The sequence below is a fragment of the Streptomyces justiciae genome, from assembly GCF_015163075.1.
GTDB classification, from domain to species: domain Bacteria; phylum Actinomycetota; class Actinomycetes; order Streptomycetales; family Streptomycetaceae; genus Streptomyces; species Streptomyces justiciae.
The window spans coordinates 92,567-109,097 of record NZ_JADDXU010000008.1; the positions used below are offsets into that span (position 1 = coordinate 92,567).

Genomic DNA, 16,531 nt, shown 5'->3' on the forward strand with positions numbered 1-16,531 from the left:
CGTGCGGGTGGTGACGTGGAACCTGTGGTGGCGGTTCGGCCCGTGGGCCGAGCGCCAGAAGGCGATTCTCGCCGTACTGCGTGAACTACGGCCGGATGTCGTCGGCTTGCAGGAGGTGTGGGCGGACAGGACGACCGGCGAGAACCTGGCGAAATGGCTGGGCGCCGAGCTGGACCTGCACTGCGCCTGGGCCCCGTCCCCCGCCCCCGAACGCTGGCGACGCCGTATCGCCGACGACTCGGTGGACATCGGCAACGCGGTCCTGAGCCGCTGGCCGGTGACGGACCGGGCGACCCTGCGCCTCCCCGCGCCGGAGGAGCTGGACGACGGCCGCCTCGCCCTCTACGCCCGTCTCGACGCACCGGGCGGCGCAGTCCCCTTCTTCACCACGCACCTCACGTCCCCCCTCCACGCCTCGGCGGTCCGCGTCCAACAGGTCAGGGCGCTGGCCGAGTTCGTGGCCGAACGCCGAGACGGCACCCCCTTCCCGCCCGTCGTCACCGGCGACTTCAACGCCTGGCCCGACTCCGACGAGATCCGCGTCTTCGGCGGCACGCGCACGGCCCCGGTCGTCCCCGGCCAGGTGTTCTTCGACGCGTGGGAGTACGCCGAACCGGGCGCCCCCGGAGCGACGTGGAGCCCGGAGAACCCGTACGTCCATCCGGGCCTCGGCCCGGGCGTCCGCGTCGACTACATCCACGTAGGGGGCCCGGCGGGCCCGGACGGCGAGGGCACGGTACGAGGGGTACAGCGGGCCGGACACGGGCCCGTCGACGGGGTGTGGCCGTCGGACCACGCGGCGGTCGTCGCCGACCTCCAGGACTGAGCCACCGCCACCCGTGTCGGACTGAGCCACCGCCGCCCGTGTCGGACTGAGCCACCGCCGCCCGTGTCGGGCTGAGCCACCGCCGGTGTCAGGGCCGAGCCACCGCCCGTGTGCTAACTTCCCGCGACCATGATCAACCGCCGCCTCATACCCCGTTCGAAGACCGCCCGAGCCCTGACCGTCGCCGCCCTCGGCGCCCTCGCCCTGGTGACCGTCCTCGCCCTCACCGGCTTCTTCGGCCCCGCCGAGTACGGCACCGACGAACGCACCATCTCCGTCGAAGCGGGCGACGAGTTCACCCTCACCGTCCCCGCCAGACCCTGGATGGGGGAGCACTGGTACCTCGCCGGCGAGCCGGACGCGGACGTCCTCGGCTACAGGGGCACCCGCGAGGAGATCGAGGGCACCGACGACGACATCGCGGGCGGTGGCGACGGCACCGCGTACTTCGACTTCACCGCCCGCGCCAAGGGCACGACCACCGTCACCCTGCTGCACTGCCCCATGGCCCGGTGCAGCGGCGTCGCGTCGGCCGAGGCGACCAGCCCGCCGGTGCCGACGGCCGCCACGACGGACGAACCCGCCGACGAACCGGCCTACTTCCGGTACGAGATCACCGTCCGCTGAGCGCGGTCATTGCGTGAAGAGCGACGCCGGGTGGCGAGGGTCGGCGGCGCAGACGTACAGGCCCGCGTGCCCGCCCCGCCCGACCGTCATCCCCGTGGGCTCGCGTGCCGCCCACCCCGCCTCGCTCCTCGGGTCCAACCCCCGTTCCTGCAACGGCCGGAAGCGATCTCCCGCCTCCATGCCGTACTCGGACGTGTCGAGTTGGAGGAACAGTTCCAGCGGCGCCCGGCACTCCCCGCACTCCATCGTCCCCGGCAGATCCGTCACGGCCCAGCCCATGCTGCCGCCGAGTTTGCAGCCGGGGATCGTCGAGACGTCGTCGTGCAGCCCGCGTTCCGCCAGCGAGGCCTCGTGGCGGTCCGCGAGGCCCGGCGGGAGTTCCTCGTGCCAGGGGTACTCCGTCAGCCGCTCGGGGTGCAGTACGCACGGCCTCGGGACCATGTCCTCGTCCTCACCGGAGTCCGGCTGGTCGCCGGCGCCGAGCGGGTCGGTCACGTCGTCCGCCCGGCGCCAGAAGAGCCGGCATGCCTGCCCCCACCCCTCCGGATGCGGCTGGTTGTGCCAGTCCGTGCACCACAGCAGCTGCACCAGATCCGTACCGTCCGGGAAACGGATCTCCGGGAAGTCCGCCGCCGTCAGCTGGGCCACCGCCACCAGCGGGTACGGGCCCAACTGCCGCCCGTTCACGTCCCGGTGCTCCGCGCACGACGGCCACGGCTCGGCCGCCGGCCACCACAGCGGCCCGCCGATATGACTGTCCCGAATCCCCGGCACACCCCGGCGCGGGTGCAGCCGTACCGTCGTGCGGGCGTGCGGCGCCAACTCCGGGATGTCACGGGCGGGATCGTGGGAGGCGGGGCCGGTGGTGAGGATCATGCCGCGACCCTAGGCGCTGCGCTCCTCACCGCCCCAGGAAGATCGGGTTGGTCAAGGCCGCCAGCGCGCCCGGCAGGGGTCCCGCCGCCGCCTCGTGCCGCAACTCCGCCCGGACATACGCCGTGTAGGCCGGAGTCGTCCGCCACTCCACGACACCAGAGCCGGACACCGGCAGCGCCGCGCTCGTGAACAGCACCCCTTGGTCGGTGACGAACCGGACGGTGCAGCGCGGCGCCCCCGTCACCTCAAGGCGGACGGTCACCGGGGTGTCCGCCGCCTTCAACCGGCCGCCGATCCCCGCGTGTTCGCCCTTACTGCCGACCACACTGAAGTCCAGCGAGACCCGCGAGGACTCGGCGATGTACGACCGTCCCGCCCGGATGCCCTCCTGGATCGCCTCCCGGGTCAGGTCGTCGGCCAGGACCACCGTCTGCGGTGAGCCCACCACGTCCGGGTCCCGGTGCGCGTCACTGTTGCCCATGGCCGGAATCCAGTCCCGCCCTTCCCGCGCGGACGCGACCAGCATGCTGTCCCAGTCCGCCAGCGCCACCTCGTCGTCGGGCGTGTAGGGCCCGTTCCAGACCTCCACCGCGTCCGCCTCCCCGAAGCCGAACCGCCACCCGCACCCCACGCAGGTGGCGTGCGGATGGGCCGGGACGACCAGACCCCCGGCCCTGCGGATACGGCGGGCGAACCGGCCGAAGCGGTTGTCACGGGCCCGGTAGCGCCAGTCGACGAAGGTGCCGGGGTCCGTGCCGAGGGCGACCACATGACCGTTCCTCGTCGTGATCTCCTCACCCAGCATCACCAGCAGGTCGTCCCCGGCCACGTCCGCCCAATGGGCGTGCGCCGCATGGGTGTTGTGCTCGGAGGTGTTGATGAAGTCCAGCCCCGCGGCCCGCGCCAGCGCCCCGATCTCAGCCGGTGTGCGGCGCCCGTCCGAGTACCAGGAGTGCAGATGGCAGTCGCCGCGGTACCAGGCCCGCCCCCGCCCCTTCGCCCGCCCCGGAGGATAGACCGGCTCGACGACCTCACCCGGCTCGCCGTACGTCAGCGCGATCGTGATCTCGTACGACAGCCCCTGCGGCGCCACCGTGTAGGGACCGAGCGCGATCGACCAGGTGCCTTCGCGCACCGGCCCCGGGACGTACCCCGGCGTCGCGTCGTCGGCCCGGATGAAGAACTCGGTCCTGGCCCCTCCCGACCAGCCCCGGAAACCCTCGCCGCCCAGCTCGGTGCCCCGCTCGTCGAAGATGCCGATGTCGAGGGCGTTGCCGGCGGTGCCCGCCGGGACGGCCGGGCGGTCGTAGGTGTAGGCGACCTTGATCTCCCGTACGCCGGACGGGACTTCGACCGGCACGTACACGAAATCGGGGGACCCGGTGGGCAGCGTGCCCCGGATCGTCGTCGTCTCCGTCTCGCCGTCCGCCGCTGAAGCGAAGGTCACGCTTCCCAACGTAAGCGCGGCGGCGGCTCCCGTCACGACGAGTGTGCGTCTTCCGATGTGGCGCTCGTCCTCACACATGCGTCCCACTCTCGGGGACGACAGTGAACTCCCGTGGAAGAAAAGGGAATCAGAGACGACCGAACACTTCTCCCGCCGATGCCGACCAGTCGGTATGGACATATTGCCCTCGGCGCGGTATGGATGCGGTCATGCGTATCTCCGTCACGATCTTCCTCACCGACGAGACCATCACCCCGACCCGGCTCGCCCGTGAGCTGGAGGAGCGGGGGTTCGCGGGCCTGTACCTGCCCGAGCACACCCACATCCCCGTCGAGCGCACCACCCCGTACCCGGCGGGCGGCGACCTGCCCCCCGAGTACGGCCGCACCCTCGACCCCTTCGTGGCCCTCGGCCAGGCGGCGGCGGTCACCGAGAACCTGGGCCTCGGCACCGGCATCACGCTCGTCGCCCAGCACGACCCCATCGACCTCGCGAAGCAGATCGCGACCCTCGACCACCTCTCCGGGGGCCGCTTCACGCTCGGCCTCGGCTTCGGCTGGAACGTGGAGGAGGCCGCCGACCACGGCGTCGAGTGGCGCACCCGACGCGAGCTGGTCCGGGACCGGATGGCGCTGATGCGGGCCCTGTGGTCGGCGGAACCGACCGCCTACAAGGGCGAGTTCGGCAGCGTACGCCCCAGCCACGCCCACCCCAAGCCACTCCGAGCCCACCTGGGCCCCCGCACCCTCATCGGCGGCGCGGCCGGCCCGAAACTCTTCACCCACATCTGCGAGTACGCCGACGGCTGGATGCCGATCGGCGGCAGGGGCCTGACGGAGACGCTGCCGGTACTGAGGGCGACGTGGGCGGAGGCGGGGCGGGAGGGGGCCGCGTTGCAGGTCGTGCCCTACGCGGTCTATCCATCACCGGGCAAGCTCGCACATTACGCAGAACTGGGCATCGAAGAGGTCGTGGTCCAGCTGCCCCCGGCGGGAGAGGCGGAGGTGCTGCGGACGTTGGATAAATACGCCGAGTACCTGTAACCCCCTAGGGGCGCGGGGAACTGCGCGACCAGCCACAACGCACCCGCACCCGACAATCCCCCCGAACGTATGCTCAAGAGATGACGACTTCCGCGACCTCCGGAAACGGCTCTGGCCCCACCGAAAACTCCCTGCGCCGCGCCCTCAAACGCGCCCGCACCGGCGTGGCCCTCGACGTCACCGAAGCCGCGGTCCTCCTCCAGGCCCGCGGCGAGGCCCTCACCGACCTCACCGCGACAGCGGCCCGCATCCGCGACGCTGGCCTCGCGGAGGCAGGCCGCCCCGGGGTCATCACGTACTCCAAGAGCGTCTTCATCCCCCTGACCCGCCTGTGCCGGGACAAGTGCCACTACTGCACCTTCGTCACCGTCCCCGGCAAGCTCCGCCGCGCCGGCCACGGCATGTTCATGTCCCCGGACGAGGTCCTGGACATCGCCCGCAAGGGCGCGGCCCTCGGCTGCAAGGAAGCCCTCATCACCCTCGGCGACAAGCCCGAGGACCGCTGGCCGGAGGCGCGCGAGTGGCTCGACGCGCACGGCTACGACGACACGATCGCCTACGTCCGCGCGATATCGATCCGCATCCTGGAGGAGACGGGCCTGCTGCCCCACCTCAACCCGGGCGTGATGTCGTGGACGGACTTCCAGCGGCTCAAGCCGGTCGCGCCCAGCATGGGCATGATGCTGGAGACGACCGCCACCCGCCTCTGGTCGGAGCCCGGCGGCCCCCACTACGGCTCCCCGGACAAGGAACCGGCCGTACGCCTGCGCGTCCTTGAGGACGCGGGCCGTTCCTCGGTCCCGTTCACGTCCGGCATCCTCATCGGGATCGGTGAGACGTACGAGGAGCGGGCCGAGTCCCTCTTCGCCCTGCGCAGGATCGCCCGCGCCTACCACGGCGTCCAGGAGCTGATCATCCAGAACTTCCGCGCCAAGCCGGACACCGCGATGCGCGGCATGCCGGACGCGGAGCTGGACGAGCTGGTCGCGGCCGTGGCGGTGGCCCGGATCGTCATGGGCCCGGCGGGCAACATCCAGGCCCCGCCGAACCTGGTGGACAGCGAGTACGAGCGGCTCATCGCGGCCGGCATCGACGACTGGGGCGGTGTCAGCCCGCTCACCATCGACCACGTCAACCCCGAACGCCCCTGGCCGCAGATCGAGGAACTGGCGGCGAAGTCGGCCGCGGCCGGATTCGAGCTCCGCGAACGCCTCTGCGTCTACCCGGAGTTCGTCCAGCGCGGCGAACCCTGGCTCGACCCCCGCCTGCTGCCGCACGTCCGCGCCCTCGCGGACGGGGAGACCGGCCTCGCGCGCGAGGACGCGGTCGTCGAGGGACACCCGTGGCAGGAGCCCGAGGAGGTCTTCGTCCCCTCCGGCCGCACCGACCTGCACACCACCATCGACACCGAGGGCCGTACGAACGACCGCCGCGACGACTTCGACTTTGTGTACGGCGACTGGGGCGCCCTGCGTGAGGCGGCGGCGCCCGGCATGGTGCCGGAGCGCATCGACACCGACGTACGCCAGGCGCTCGCGACGGCCGCCGACGACCCCACCAAACTCACCGACGCCGAGGCCCTCGCCCTCCTGCACGCGGACGGCCCCGCGCTGGACGCCCTCACCCGCATCGCGGACGACGTCCGCAAGGCGGCGGTCGGCGACGACGTGACGTACATCGTCACCCGGAACATCAACTTCACCAACGTCTGCTACACGGGCTGCCGCTTCTGCGCGTTCGCCCAGCGCCGCACGGACGCCGACGCCTACACCCTCTCCCTGGACCAGGTCGCCGACCGCGCCCAGCAGGCGTGGGAGGTCGGCGCGGTGGAGGTGTGCATGCAGGGCGGTATCCATCCCGACCTGCCCGGAACCGCCTACTTCGACATCGCGAAGGCGGTGAAGGAGCGCGTCCCCGGTATGCATGTGCACGCCTTCTCGCCCATGGAGGTCGTGAACGGCGCCACCCGCACCGGAATGTCCATCCGCGAGTGGCTGACGGCGGCGAAGGAGGCAGGCCTGGACTCCATCCCCGGCACCGCCGCCGAGATCCTCGACGACGAGGTCCGCTGGGTCCTCACCAAGGGCAAACTGCCGACGGCCACCTGGATCGAGGTGATCACGACGGCCCACGAGGTGGGCATCCCGTCGACCTCGACCATGATGTACGGCCACGTCGACCAGCCCCGCCACTGGCTGGGCCACCTGCGCACCCTGGCCCGCATCCAGCAGCAGACGGGCGGCATCACCGAGTTCGTGACGCTCCCGTTCATCCACACCAACGCCCCGGTTTACTTGGCGGGCATCGCCCGCCCCGGCCCGTCCATGCGGGACAACAGGGCGGTCACGGCGATGGCCCGCCTCCTCCTCCACCCGCACATCCCCAACATCCAGACCAGCTGGGTCAAGCTCGGCACCGAGGGCGCGGCGGAGATGCTGCGCTCCGGCGCGAACGACCTCGGCGGCACGCTCATGGAGGAGACCATCTCGCGCATGGCCGGCTCTTCCTACGGCTCCTACAAGTCGGTGAAGGACCTGATCGCGGTCGCCGAGGCGGCCGGCCGCCCGGCCCGGCCCCGTACGACGCTGTACGGCGAGGTCCCGGAGGAGCGGCAGCAGGCGGCGGCGGTGTCCGACGGGCATCTGCCGGAGCTGCTGCCGGTGCTGGACTGACGTTCTGGCCTGAGACTGCTGGACGAAGAGGGCGGGCGCACGGCAGTACGATGATCCGACCCTGTCGGTGAGCTGAGGAGATACGTGCCGTGCCTGCCCCGAAGGTCTGGGTGACCGGTCTGACGGTGGGAGCGATAGCCGTGGTCGCCGCTCTCGCCGTACAGGCGGACAAGGGCGCCAAGCCCGAGGCGACGGGCGTCCGCCCGAGCGCGACGGCGTCCGCGTCCCCCTCGGCCGGGGCGACGAAGCCGGCGGCGACCGCCGTGCCCGACGACTCGGGCACCGGCCGCCGTATCGTCTACTCGCTCGGCGAGAAGCGGGTGTGGCTCGTCGACGCGAGCGACGCGGCCCGCCGCACCTTCGTGGTGTGGCCGGGGACGCTCTCCCCCGACCCGGGTGACTACACGGTGGGGACCCGCTCCGGCGACCCGATCACCGGCTCCGACGGGGTCAGGATCGAGCACGTCGTCTACTTCGCCGTGAAGTCCGGCAAGAACATCGCCTTCTCCAACGCCGTCGACGGCTCCTCCCCGCCTCCGCCCGCCGCGGGCACCCAGACCGGCGGCATCCGCATGAAGAAGGCGGACGGGTCGGCGCTGTGGACGTTCGGCGAGACGGGCACGGCGGTGGTCGTGGTCAAGTAGCCGCGTACGGCGTGTACTTGACCCGTCCGGCTCCGTACGGTGACCGGATGGACAGCTCTGTCGTCTTCAACATCGTGACCGCGGCCATCGCGGTCGTCGCCGTGGTGACCTCCGTCGTGTTCGGCGCCCGGCAGGCCCGGATCGCGAAGCACGCCAACCACATATCCGTGATGATGGACCTGTTCGCGGAGTTCCGGTCGGTGGAGTTCCACGAGCAGCACGACTACGTGACGACGCGCCTGGGAGCGGAGTGTGATCCGGCGGGCGGAGTGCGCGGCCTGCCCGCCGAACCCAGGGCGGCCTTCTACAGCGTCGTGTACTACTACCAGTCCTTCGCCAACCTCGCCGTCTTCGGACTGCTCGACGAGACCCTGCTGGCCACGGTCCTGCGCACCCGGATCGTCTCGGTCTGGGAGGCGGTCCGGCCGTTCGTGGAACGCGAGCGGGAGCTGCGCGGGGAGGCCGGTGGCGGCACGTACATGTCGATCTTCGAGGAGCTCGCGAGGCTGGCGGCGGACCTGCCGCCGGAGCACGTCCGTGCCCGCCTGACCGCGTCCCGGCGCGGACGCCTCCGCGGGCTGGGCTGAGTCAGGAGTCCCGCGTCCCAGTCCCGGACGGCAGGTGTACGACGATCAGCACGACCCCGCTCAGCACGAACACCCGCAGCGCCGCGTCCAGCCCGTTCCAGTCCGCCGACTGCCACATCGAGAACCACTCCCCGCCGATCGCCATGAACCCGGCGCCGAAGAGCAGCTGCACCATGAGCAGTCCGTACGTCGAGAAGCGCCGAGCGCGCAGATCGTTGCGCCGCGCGTAGAGCCAGGTGCCGTAGATCAGGACCAGCGCCGAGACCGTCTCCCAGACGATGATCGCGACGTACGCCGTGTCCTGAAGTCCCTTGCTGGTGACGGCCCGCCACATCAGGTCGTCGTCCTTGAACGTGGTGTCCATCGCGAGAACATGCCGCACGAACTGCTGGTTCGTCCCGAAGTCCGTGATGTTCCCGAAGGCCACGAGGGCCATGTAGAGGGCGACGGTCGCGGTGAGGAGGGTGGCGGTGAGGTGGAGTGCGGTGCGTGGGGGTGTGGTGGCCATGGCGATCATCTTTCCCGCCGGAGACGGCGAGGACCGTATGGCATTGAGCCAGAATCCAGTCACCGGAGACCGGGATAGGTTGGGTCGATGAACGATGCTTTGCCGCCCGGTGGTGTGGTGCTCGACGCGGACGAGACAGACGCGAGATGGGCGGACGCGTGGCGGCCGGAACAAGTCGCGGACCGGCTGGACGGCATCGACGCTCCCTGGTGCGTCGCGGCGGGATGGGCGCTGGACCTCTTCCGCGGGGAGCAGTCACGGCCGCACGGCGACCTGGAGATCGCGGTGCCCGTGGCGCGCTTCCCGGAGCTCCGGGACCGCTTCGCCGGGCACGCCTGGGACGCGGTGGGCTGGGGGCGGGTCTGGGAGGGGGCGGGCCACGAGGTCCTTGCGGCCACGCACCAGACCTGGCTTCGTGATCCGGTCAGCGGCCGGTATCTGTTCGACGTCTTCCGTGAGCCGCACGAGGGCGGGATGTGGGTCTGCCGGCGGGACGAGAGCCTGCGGCTGCCGTACGACGAGGTCATCGAGCGGACGCCGGACGGGATTCCTTACCTGGCGCCGGAGTTGGTCCTGCTGTTCAAGGCCAAGGGGTCACGCCCCAAGGACCAGGCGGACTTCGAGGGGGTGCTTCCGCTGCTGGACCGGTCGCGGCGCGAGCGGCTCGGTGAGTGGTTGCGGCGGGTGCACCCCGGGCATCCGTGGCTGACGACCTGGTACGGGTGACAACCGACCACCCCAGCCCAATAACGACCACTCCGCACACATTCCGCATACCGATCGGCCCCCTGAACTGACCGTTCCCGGTCGATTACAGTGCTGAGCTGTCGTGCGTCCGGGTGGTGCCGTTGGGGAGGTCTTGGTGGGTGTGACAGCCGGGGCCGTCTGGGGGCGGGTCGAACAGCAGGACTTCCGGAGCCGGGTGCGGGGCACGCTGCTCGGGGCCGCCGTCGGGGACGCGCTGGGGGCGCCGGTCGATGGGCTCTCGCTGGAGGAGATCCGGGAGGCGTACGGGGCTGAGGGGATCGTCGATCTCGTCCCCGGGTACGGGCGGCGCGGTGCCGTCTCCCATCTCACCCAGCTCACCCTGTTCTCCGTCGACGGGCTCATACGCGCCCAGGTCCGCCGCGACACCGGCGCCTGGCATCCGCCCACCGATCTGCATCGCGCCTATCTGCGGTGGGCCGCCACCCAGCGGGACTGGGGGCCCGACGAGCGGCGCAAGGAGGACGGCTGGCTCGCGCGGGAGGAGTGGCTGTACGCGCGGCGGGATCCGGCGCGGTCGCTCCTCATCGGGTTCGGGGACGACACCATGGGCACCCTCGACGCCCCCAAGAGCCCCGGCGAGGCCGGGCCCGAGGCCGCCGCCCGCTCCGCGCCGTTCGGGCTGCTCGTCGGCTGGGAGCCGCAGCTCGTCGTGCAGCTCGCCGTGGAGTGCGCGGCGCAGACCCACGGGCATCCCGTCGCCTACCTCGCGGCGGGCGCGTACGCCGCGATCGTGCACGGGCTCGCCCGCGGCGAGAGCCTGGACGCCGCCGTCCAGCAGACCCTCGCCCTCGTCGCCGCCCGGCCCGGACACCAGCCCGTGTCGGACGCGTTGCAGCATGCGCTGGGTGCCGTACGGCAGGGGATGCCGACGCCCGCGAGGGTGGCGGAGCTGGTCGGGGCGGGGACGGCGGAGGGGCTGCTGGCCGCCGCCGTCTACTGCGCCCTCGTGAGCGAGGACGTACGGCATGGGCTCTGCCTCGCCGTCAGTCACGACGGGCCCTCCGCCGCGGCCGGCGCCCTCACCGGCGGCCTCCTGGGCGCCCTGCACGGCGAAACGGCCCTCCCGCCGGCCTGGCTGGCCGAGCTGGAGGGCCGTCCTACGTTGCTGGAACTGGCTGACGATTTCGCGATGGAGATGACCCAGGGGCCGGCTCTGCACGGCCCGGCGGGGTCGTCGCCGGGCTGGCTGGCGCGGTATCCGCGGGGCTGAGTGCGGTTCGCGTTCGTGCGGTGCGGTTTCGTTGTGGGTCGGGGCCGCGCCGGGGGGTGTCCGTCCTCGGAACGGCGCGGAATCGGGCAGCTATAACAGGGCTCCCGTGTTGACGCGCCAACCGCTGCGGGCGGACACCCCCCGACACGTCCCCTCACGTCCGAACCCGGGTGCGGGTCGTGCCGCCAGGGGCGCGGGGAACTGCGCGACCAGCCCCCACGGACCCGCACCCGCCAGCGGTCCCCGGGTCACGCCTCCGTAGGCACCGGCTCAGCCCGCGCAGCGACCCCGTCGCCGTCCGTGTTGATCTTCTCGATGATCGCCAGGCGTTCCGGGGTGTCCTCCGGCTTGATGAAGCCGATCAGGATGTAGAGGATCAGGGACACCGCGAGCGGCACCGAGACCTGGTACTGGAGCGGGACGCCGCCGTCGACGTTCCAGTTGATCGGGTAGTTGACCAGCCAGAAGGCCAGCAGACCCATCGACCAGCTGGTCAGCGCCGCCGTCGGGCCCGAGCGGCGGAACGGGCGGAGCAGGCCCAGCATCATCGGGATGGCCATCGGGCCCATCAGGCCCGCCACCCACTTGATGACGACCGTGATGATGTCCTTGAAGGTCGGGGAGTTGACCTGTGTCGCCGCCGCCATGGAGAGGCCGAGGAAGACGACCGTGGTGATACGGGCGACCCGCAGGCCCTGGCCCTCGCTCCACGCCCGGGCGCGGCGCCAGACCACCGGCGCGCAGTCACGGGTGAAGACGGCCGCGATCGCGTTGGCGTCCGAGGAGCACATCGCCATCGTGTGCGAGAAGAAGCCGACGATCACCAGGCCCAACAGGCCGTGGGGCAGCAGCTGTTCGGTCATCAGGCCGTACGCGTCGGAGCCGTCCGGCTTCTGTGACTGCACCAGCAGCGGGGACAGCCACATCGGGATGAAGAGGATCACCGGCCAGATCAGCCACAGGGCGGCGGAGAGCCGTGCCGAGCGCTCCGCCTCGTACGCGCTGCCCGTGGCCATGTAGCGCTGGGCCTGGTTGAGCATGCCGCCGTTGTACTCGAAGAGCTTGATGAAGAGGAAGGCGAGGAGGAAGACCGTGCCGTAGGGGCCCACCAGCGGTTCGCCGTGGCCCTTCAGCTGCGGCTCGTCCCAGGCGCCCCAGAAGCCGATGCCCTTGTCGTTCAGCTCCAGGACCACCGCGATCAGCATCGCCACACCGGCCAGCAACTGGATGACGAACTGGCCGAGTTCGGTCAGCGCGTCCGCCCACAGGCCGCCGATCGTGCAGTAGACGGCGGTGATGGAGCCGGTGATGAGGATGCCCTGGTTGAGGGAGATCCCGGTGAACACCGACAACAGGGTGGCGATCGCCGCCCACTTCGCGCCCACGTCCACGATCTTCAGCAGCATGCCGGACCAGGCCAGTGCCTGCTGGGTTTTGAGGTCGTAGCGGTTCTTCAGGTATTCGAGAGGGGAGGCCACGTGGAGGCGGGAGCGCAGGCGGTTGATGCGCGGCGCGAAGAGTTTGGAGCCGATCGCGATGCCCAGGGCGATGGGGAAGGACCAGGTGACGAAGGAGGTGACGCCGTAGGTGTACGCGATGCCCGCGTACCCGGTGAACATCACCGCGCTGTAGCCCGACATGTGGTGCGAGATGCCGGAGAGCCACCAGGGCATCTTGCCGCCGGCCGTGAAGAAGTCGCTGACGTTGTCCACGCGCTTGTGCGACCACACGCCGATCGCCACCATCACGCCGAAATAGCCGATGAGCACGGCCCAGTCGAGACCGTTCATGTGCGCCCTCCCAGGGTTCGACCCGGCGCTCATCGTGGGCGCTCCCGCGTGAACACGACAAGCGGGCGTAAGGTCAAGGGGAGGTAAATTCATTCGGCATGCTGGTTCTTGTTCATCTACATGAACGTCATCGCATCAGCTCCCCCGCATTGACCAGCAACGACTGTCCCGTGATGGATCGTGCCCGGTCCGACGCCAGGAACACCGCCGCGTCCGCTACATCCCCGTCCGTGGCGAGATCGGGCAACGCCATCCGGTCCGTCAGCCGCTTGAGCACCTCGGGCTCCTCGACCCCCTCGGTGTGTGCGGTGAACTGGACGTACGCCTGCACCGGCGGGCCCCACATCCAGCCCGGCAGCACCGTGTTCACGCGGATGCGATACGGGCCCAACTCCCGTGCCAGCGAATACATCGCGCTCGTCAGCGCGCCCTTGGAGGCCGCGTACGCCGCCTGCCGCACCTGCGAGGGCGCCGCGACCGAGGACTGCGTCCCGATGAACACCACCGAGCCCCCGGCCCGCTTCAGCGCCGGCAGACAGGCCCGCGTCATCCGCAGCGCCCCCAGCAGGTTCACGTCGATCACCGACTGCCAGGTGGTGAAGTCCGCGTCCTCCAGCCCGCCGAAGTAGCTGTCCCAGGCGGCCACATGGACCACCGCGTCGATCCGCCCGAACCGCTCCTCCGCCAACTCCGCGAGCGCCGCGCACTGTTGCTCGTCGGTGATGTCCGTCGAGCGATACGCGGTGTGCGCCCCGTCTGGGTCGATGTCGGCGGCGGACTTCGCCAGGTTCGCCTCCGTACGCGCCCCGAGCACGGCGTTCCCGCCGTCCCGTACGACGGCCGCGGCGACCTGATGCCCGAGCCCGGCCCCGACGCCCGACACCACGACCGTCTTCCCTGAGAGCAGCGATGACATGGATGACCCTCCAGGCGACTCGACTCCGGCTCTGGCGCATTATCTGACGGGGCGTCAGAGTAAGGGCGACCGCAGGAAAGGGGAACCGCATGAGCGACGACACCCGCAGCGAGACGTACGCCGAGCTGGCCGCCGTAGGGCCGTACGGAGTCCGTCCGGGCCACGCCCTGATCACCATGGTCGAACCGCACCCGGGTCACGAGTACGCCTACAATCGCTGGTACGAGGACGACCACTACTACGCCGGCGCGATGGCGATGCCCTGGATGTACGCCGGGCGGCGCTGGGTCGCCACCCGCGATCTCCAACTCCTGCGCTATCCCGAGAAGTCGGCGGTCGCCCAGCCGGTCACCGCCGGGTGCTACATCTCGACGTACTGGATCACCGACGGCCGCTACGCCGACCACATGAAGTGGACCGTCGGCATCAACAAGCGCCTGAACCGGGACGGGCGGGTCTACCAGGACCGGACCCATGTCTTCACCGCGTTCCAGGATCACGAGGCGACCGTGTACCGGGACGGGGCGGCCGGCCCGCGCGACTACCACGCCCTCGACCACCCCTACGCGGGGCTCGTGGTCGAGGTGATCGACGCCGAATCGACCGAGCAGCGGGCGGAGTTGCTGGAGTGGCTGCGCTCCCGTCATCTGCCGAAGCGGGTCGCGGGCTCACCGGCCGCGATGGTGACCGTGTTCCGCCCCACGCCCCTGCCCGGCGACCGGATGACGTACGTGAAGCAGGTCGAGGGCGTCGACACCCGGCTGACCCTGCTGTGGTTCCTGGAGGCCGATCCGCGGGACTGCTGGGAGGCGTACTTCACGGGCTTGGACGGGCCGGTGGCGGAGGCGGGTCTGGGGCGGGTGGAGCTGGTCGCGCCGTTCGTACCGACGGTGCCGGGGACGGACAGGTACGTGGACCTACTGCGCTGACCCTTCCTCGGGTCCGTGCCCGGGCACAAGCCGAGCCCCCTCGGCAAGGACGGCGAGCTGGACGAGAGGGCTCTTGGACGGTGCTTGTGAAGTTGTGTTGGAACCGATCACTCGATCGCTCGACCTGCTTACGCCTTGACCGAGCCGACGAAGGCGGTCCACGCGTCCGCGGGGAAGGCCAGGGTGGGGCCGTCCGTGACCTTCGAGTCCCGGACGGCCATCGCCGCGAGGACCGGGGACTTGATCTCGACGCACGCGCCATTGCCCTGGGAGTAGGAGGACTTGACCCACTCGTCCGTGACGCCCTGCTTGATTGCCATGTTCGCTCCGATTAGCCAGTTGCTGAGTTGCTGTCACCGCGGTGTGCGTTTGTCTCCGTCTGCACGACACGGTTTGCGCCAACGTTGTTGCCTCGATGGCGTGATCGACGCTACTCGCCAACATCGGAGTGCGGGGAAGGTATTCACCCGCCCGGGTGGCATATTCCAGTGGGGTCTTCCATCTTGACCGGACTTAGGTGTACCTTTCGGCGCCCGTCTTACAGAGTGGGCCGTTGCGCGGTCAGCGGGCGTACTCCTTGGCCACCTTCGAGATGAAGTCGCGGCTTTGGTCCGCGTTGAGGGCCTGTGCCCGCAAATGCTCGTACATCACGCTGTACTTCTGCACGTCCTGCGCCTTCTCCAGGTACAGGTCGCTGGTGACGCCCTCGATGTAGACCACGCTGGAGTCGGCCGCGTCCGGGAACTCCAGGATCGCGTACTGACCGCTGACTCCCGGGTGCGCGCCCATCGTGAACGGGATCAACTGCACGGTGACATGCGGCAGCTGGGACATCTCGATCAGATGCTCCAGCTGCTCGATCATCACCTGCTTGTTCCCGACCTCGCGGCGCAGGGTCGCCTCGTCGAGGACGGCCCACAGGCGCAGCGGGTTGTCGGCGGCAGAGATACGTTCCTGTCGGCGCACGCGCACCTGGACACGCTTGTCGATGTCGGTCGGCGTCGCCTCGGGAAGCGCACCGGAGATGAGGGACTCGGCGTAGGTACGGGTCTGGAGGAGACCGGGGACGACCTGGGGGTCGTACACGCGAAGGCTCGCCGCGTCCGTCTCCAGCCCGATGTAGACGGAGTAGGGGATGTCGCCGAAGGAGTGCCACCAGCCCTGCTGGCGGCTGTCCTTGGCCATTTGCATGAGCGAGTCGACGATCCGGTGGTCCTCGACCTCGTACACCCCGCACAGGTCGCGGACGTCACGCTGGCTGATGCTGCGCCGCCCGTTCTCCAGACGGCTGATCTTCGACTGCGACACCAGCAGCCGTTCGGCGACCTCTTCGGCGGTCATGCCCTTGAGCTCGCGGAGCCGGCGCAGCTCCTGGCCCAGCCGGCGCCGCCTGACGGTGGGATTGACATTGGACGCCACGAGAACGTGCACCTCCGGCTGCGTGCCTTCGAAAATTGCCACTTTGCGTATCTGCTGTTGAGCAGACTGCCACCAAGGTGCTTTCTACCGCTGGGAAACCGTGGATATGCGCTGCACAGGCGCCGGTTCGCGGTGAACGGCGGTGAGCCGCGTGCCGTTGTGAGGGTGTGGACACGAAAAAAGCGCGCGGGACGGCGGGACCGTGGTGTCGTCCGGACACACGGTCCCGCCGCCCCGCGCGGACCAGCGGCTCCCGATTCCGGGTACGG

The 16,531-nt window shown here is 70.4% G+C and carries 16 protein-coding genes; 9 read left to right on the plus strand and 7 right to left on the minus strand.

Annotation, left to right across the window (positions count from 1 at the left end):
• The first annotated feature begins 1 nt into the window (after nt 1).
• Both IQ210_RS22730 and IQ210_RS47935 read left to right on the plus strand, forming a co-directional pair.
• On the plus strand, nt 2-826 hold the full coding sequence (locus tag IQ210_RS22730) for an endonuclease/exonuclease/phosphatase family protein (protein ID WP_194081214.1): 825 nt from the start codon (nt 2-4) through the stop codon (nt 824-826).
• Between the two features lie 129 nt (nt 827-955).
• Entirely contained in the window at nt 956-1,453 is a 498-nt protein-coding gene (locus IQ210_RS47935) for a protease inhibitor I42 family protein (protein WP_194080925.1), read from the plus strand.
• 6 nt (nt 1,454-1,459) lie between these two features.
• Here IQ210_RS47935 and IQ210_RS22740 read toward each other — a convergent pair whose 3' ends face one another.
• Nucleotides 1,460-2,329 (minus strand): YwqG family protein, encoded by an 870-nt coding sequence (locus IQ210_RS22740; RefSeq protein ID WP_194080926.1) that lies wholly within the window; start codon nt 2,327-2,329, stop codon nt 1,460-1,462.
• A 25-nt stretch (nt 2,330-2,354) separates the two neighbouring features.
• Entirely contained in the window at nt 2,355-3,854 is a 1,500-nt protein-coding gene (locus tag IQ210_RS22745; RefSeq protein WP_194080927.1) for a CehA/McbA family metallohydrolase, read from the minus strand.
• A 131-nt stretch (nt 3,855-3,985) separates the two neighbouring features.
• Between IQ210_RS22745 and IQ210_RS22750 the strand changes: the two genes are divergently transcribed.
• From IQ210_RS22750 to IQ210_RS22765, 4 genes are all read left to right on the plus strand, one after another.
• Entirely contained in the window at nt 3,986-4,819 is an 834-nt protein-coding gene (locus IQ210_RS22750; protein WP_194080928.1) for an LLM class F420-dependent oxidoreductase, read from the plus strand.
• 80 nt (nt 4,820-4,899) lie between these two features.
• A complete protein-coding gene (locus IQ210_RS22755) occupies nt 4,900-7,491 on the plus strand; it encodes a bifunctional FO biosynthesis protein CofGH (protein ID WP_194080929.1) in 2,592 nt (863 codons plus the stop codon).
• An 80-nt stretch (nt 7,492-7,571) separates the two neighbouring features.
• A complete protein-coding gene (locus IQ210_RS22760) occupies nt 7,572-8,135 on the plus strand; it encodes a hypothetical protein (RefSeq protein ID WP_194081215.1) in 564 nt (187 codons plus the stop codon).
• A 47-nt stretch (nt 8,136-8,182) separates the two neighbouring features.
• Nucleotides 8,183-8,722, plus strand: a complete 540-nt coding sequence (locus tag IQ210_RS22765) for a DUF4760 domain-containing protein (protein WP_194080930.1) — start codon at nt 8,183-8,185, stop codon at nt 8,720-8,722.
• Between the two features lies 1 nt (nt 8,723).
• Here IQ210_RS22765 and IQ210_RS22770 read toward each other — a convergent pair whose 3' ends face one another.
• Nucleotides 8,724-9,230, minus strand: a complete 507-nt coding sequence (locus IQ210_RS22770; protein ID WP_194080931.1) for a DUF2165 domain-containing protein — start codon at nt 9,228-9,230, stop codon at nt 8,724-8,726.
• 87 nt (nt 9,231-9,317) lie between these two features.
• Between IQ210_RS22770 and IQ210_RS22775 the strand changes: the two genes are divergently transcribed.
• Nucleotides 9,318-9,956 (plus strand): nucleotidyltransferase domain-containing protein, encoded by a 639-nt coding sequence (locus IQ210_RS22775; RefSeq protein ID WP_194080932.1) that lies wholly within the window; start codon nt 9,318-9,320, stop codon nt 9,954-9,956.
• A 136-nt stretch (nt 9,957-10,092) separates the two neighbouring features.
• A complete protein-coding gene (locus IQ210_RS22780; protein WP_194080933.1) occupies nt 10,093-11,208 on the plus strand; it encodes an ADP-ribosylglycohydrolase family protein in 1,116 nt (371 codons plus the stop codon).
• A gap of 248 nt (nt 11,209-11,456) precedes the next feature.
• Here the strand turns inward: IQ210_RS22780 and IQ210_RS22785 are convergent, their stop codons facing one another.
• Nucleotides 11,457-12,998 (minus strand): sodium:solute symporter family protein, encoded by a 1,542-nt coding sequence (locus IQ210_RS22785; protein WP_194080934.1) that lies wholly within the window; start codon nt 12,996-12,998, stop codon nt 11,457-11,459.
• 127 nt (nt 12,999-13,125) lie between these two features.
• Nucleotides 13,126-13,914 carry an SDR family oxidoreductase gene (locus tag IQ210_RS22790; protein ID WP_194080935.1) on the minus strand — a complete coding sequence of 263 codons (789 nt, stop codon included), beginning with the start codon at nt 13,912-13,914 and terminating at the stop codon, nt 13,126-13,128.
• A gap of 89 nt (nt 13,915-14,003) precedes the next feature.
• On the opposite strand from IQ210_RS22790, the gene IQ210_RS22795 reads away from it, so the two are divergent.
• Nucleotides 14,004-14,843, plus strand: coding sequence for a hypothetical protein (locus tag IQ210_RS22795; protein ID WP_194080936.1), 840 nt, complete (start codon nt 14,004-14,006; stop codon nt 14,841-14,843).
• Between the two features lie 128 nt (nt 14,844-14,971).
• Here IQ210_RS22795 and IQ210_RS22800 read toward each other — a convergent pair whose 3' ends face one another.
• Together IQ210_RS22800 and IQ210_RS22805 are read right to left on the minus strand one after the other, a co-directional pair.
• Nucleotides 14,972-15,163, minus strand: coding sequence for a DUF397 domain-containing protein (locus tag IQ210_RS22800; RefSeq protein WP_059196003.1), 192 nt, complete (start codon nt 15,161-15,163; stop codon nt 14,972-14,974).
• Nucleotides 15,164-15,404: 241 nt separating this feature from the next.
• Nucleotides 15,405-16,262 (minus strand): helix-turn-helix domain-containing protein, encoded by an 858-nt coding sequence (locus IQ210_RS22805; RefSeq protein WP_194080937.1) that lies wholly within the window; start codon nt 16,260-16,262, stop codon nt 15,405-15,407.
• Nucleotides 16,263-16,531: the final 269 nt, after the last annotated feature.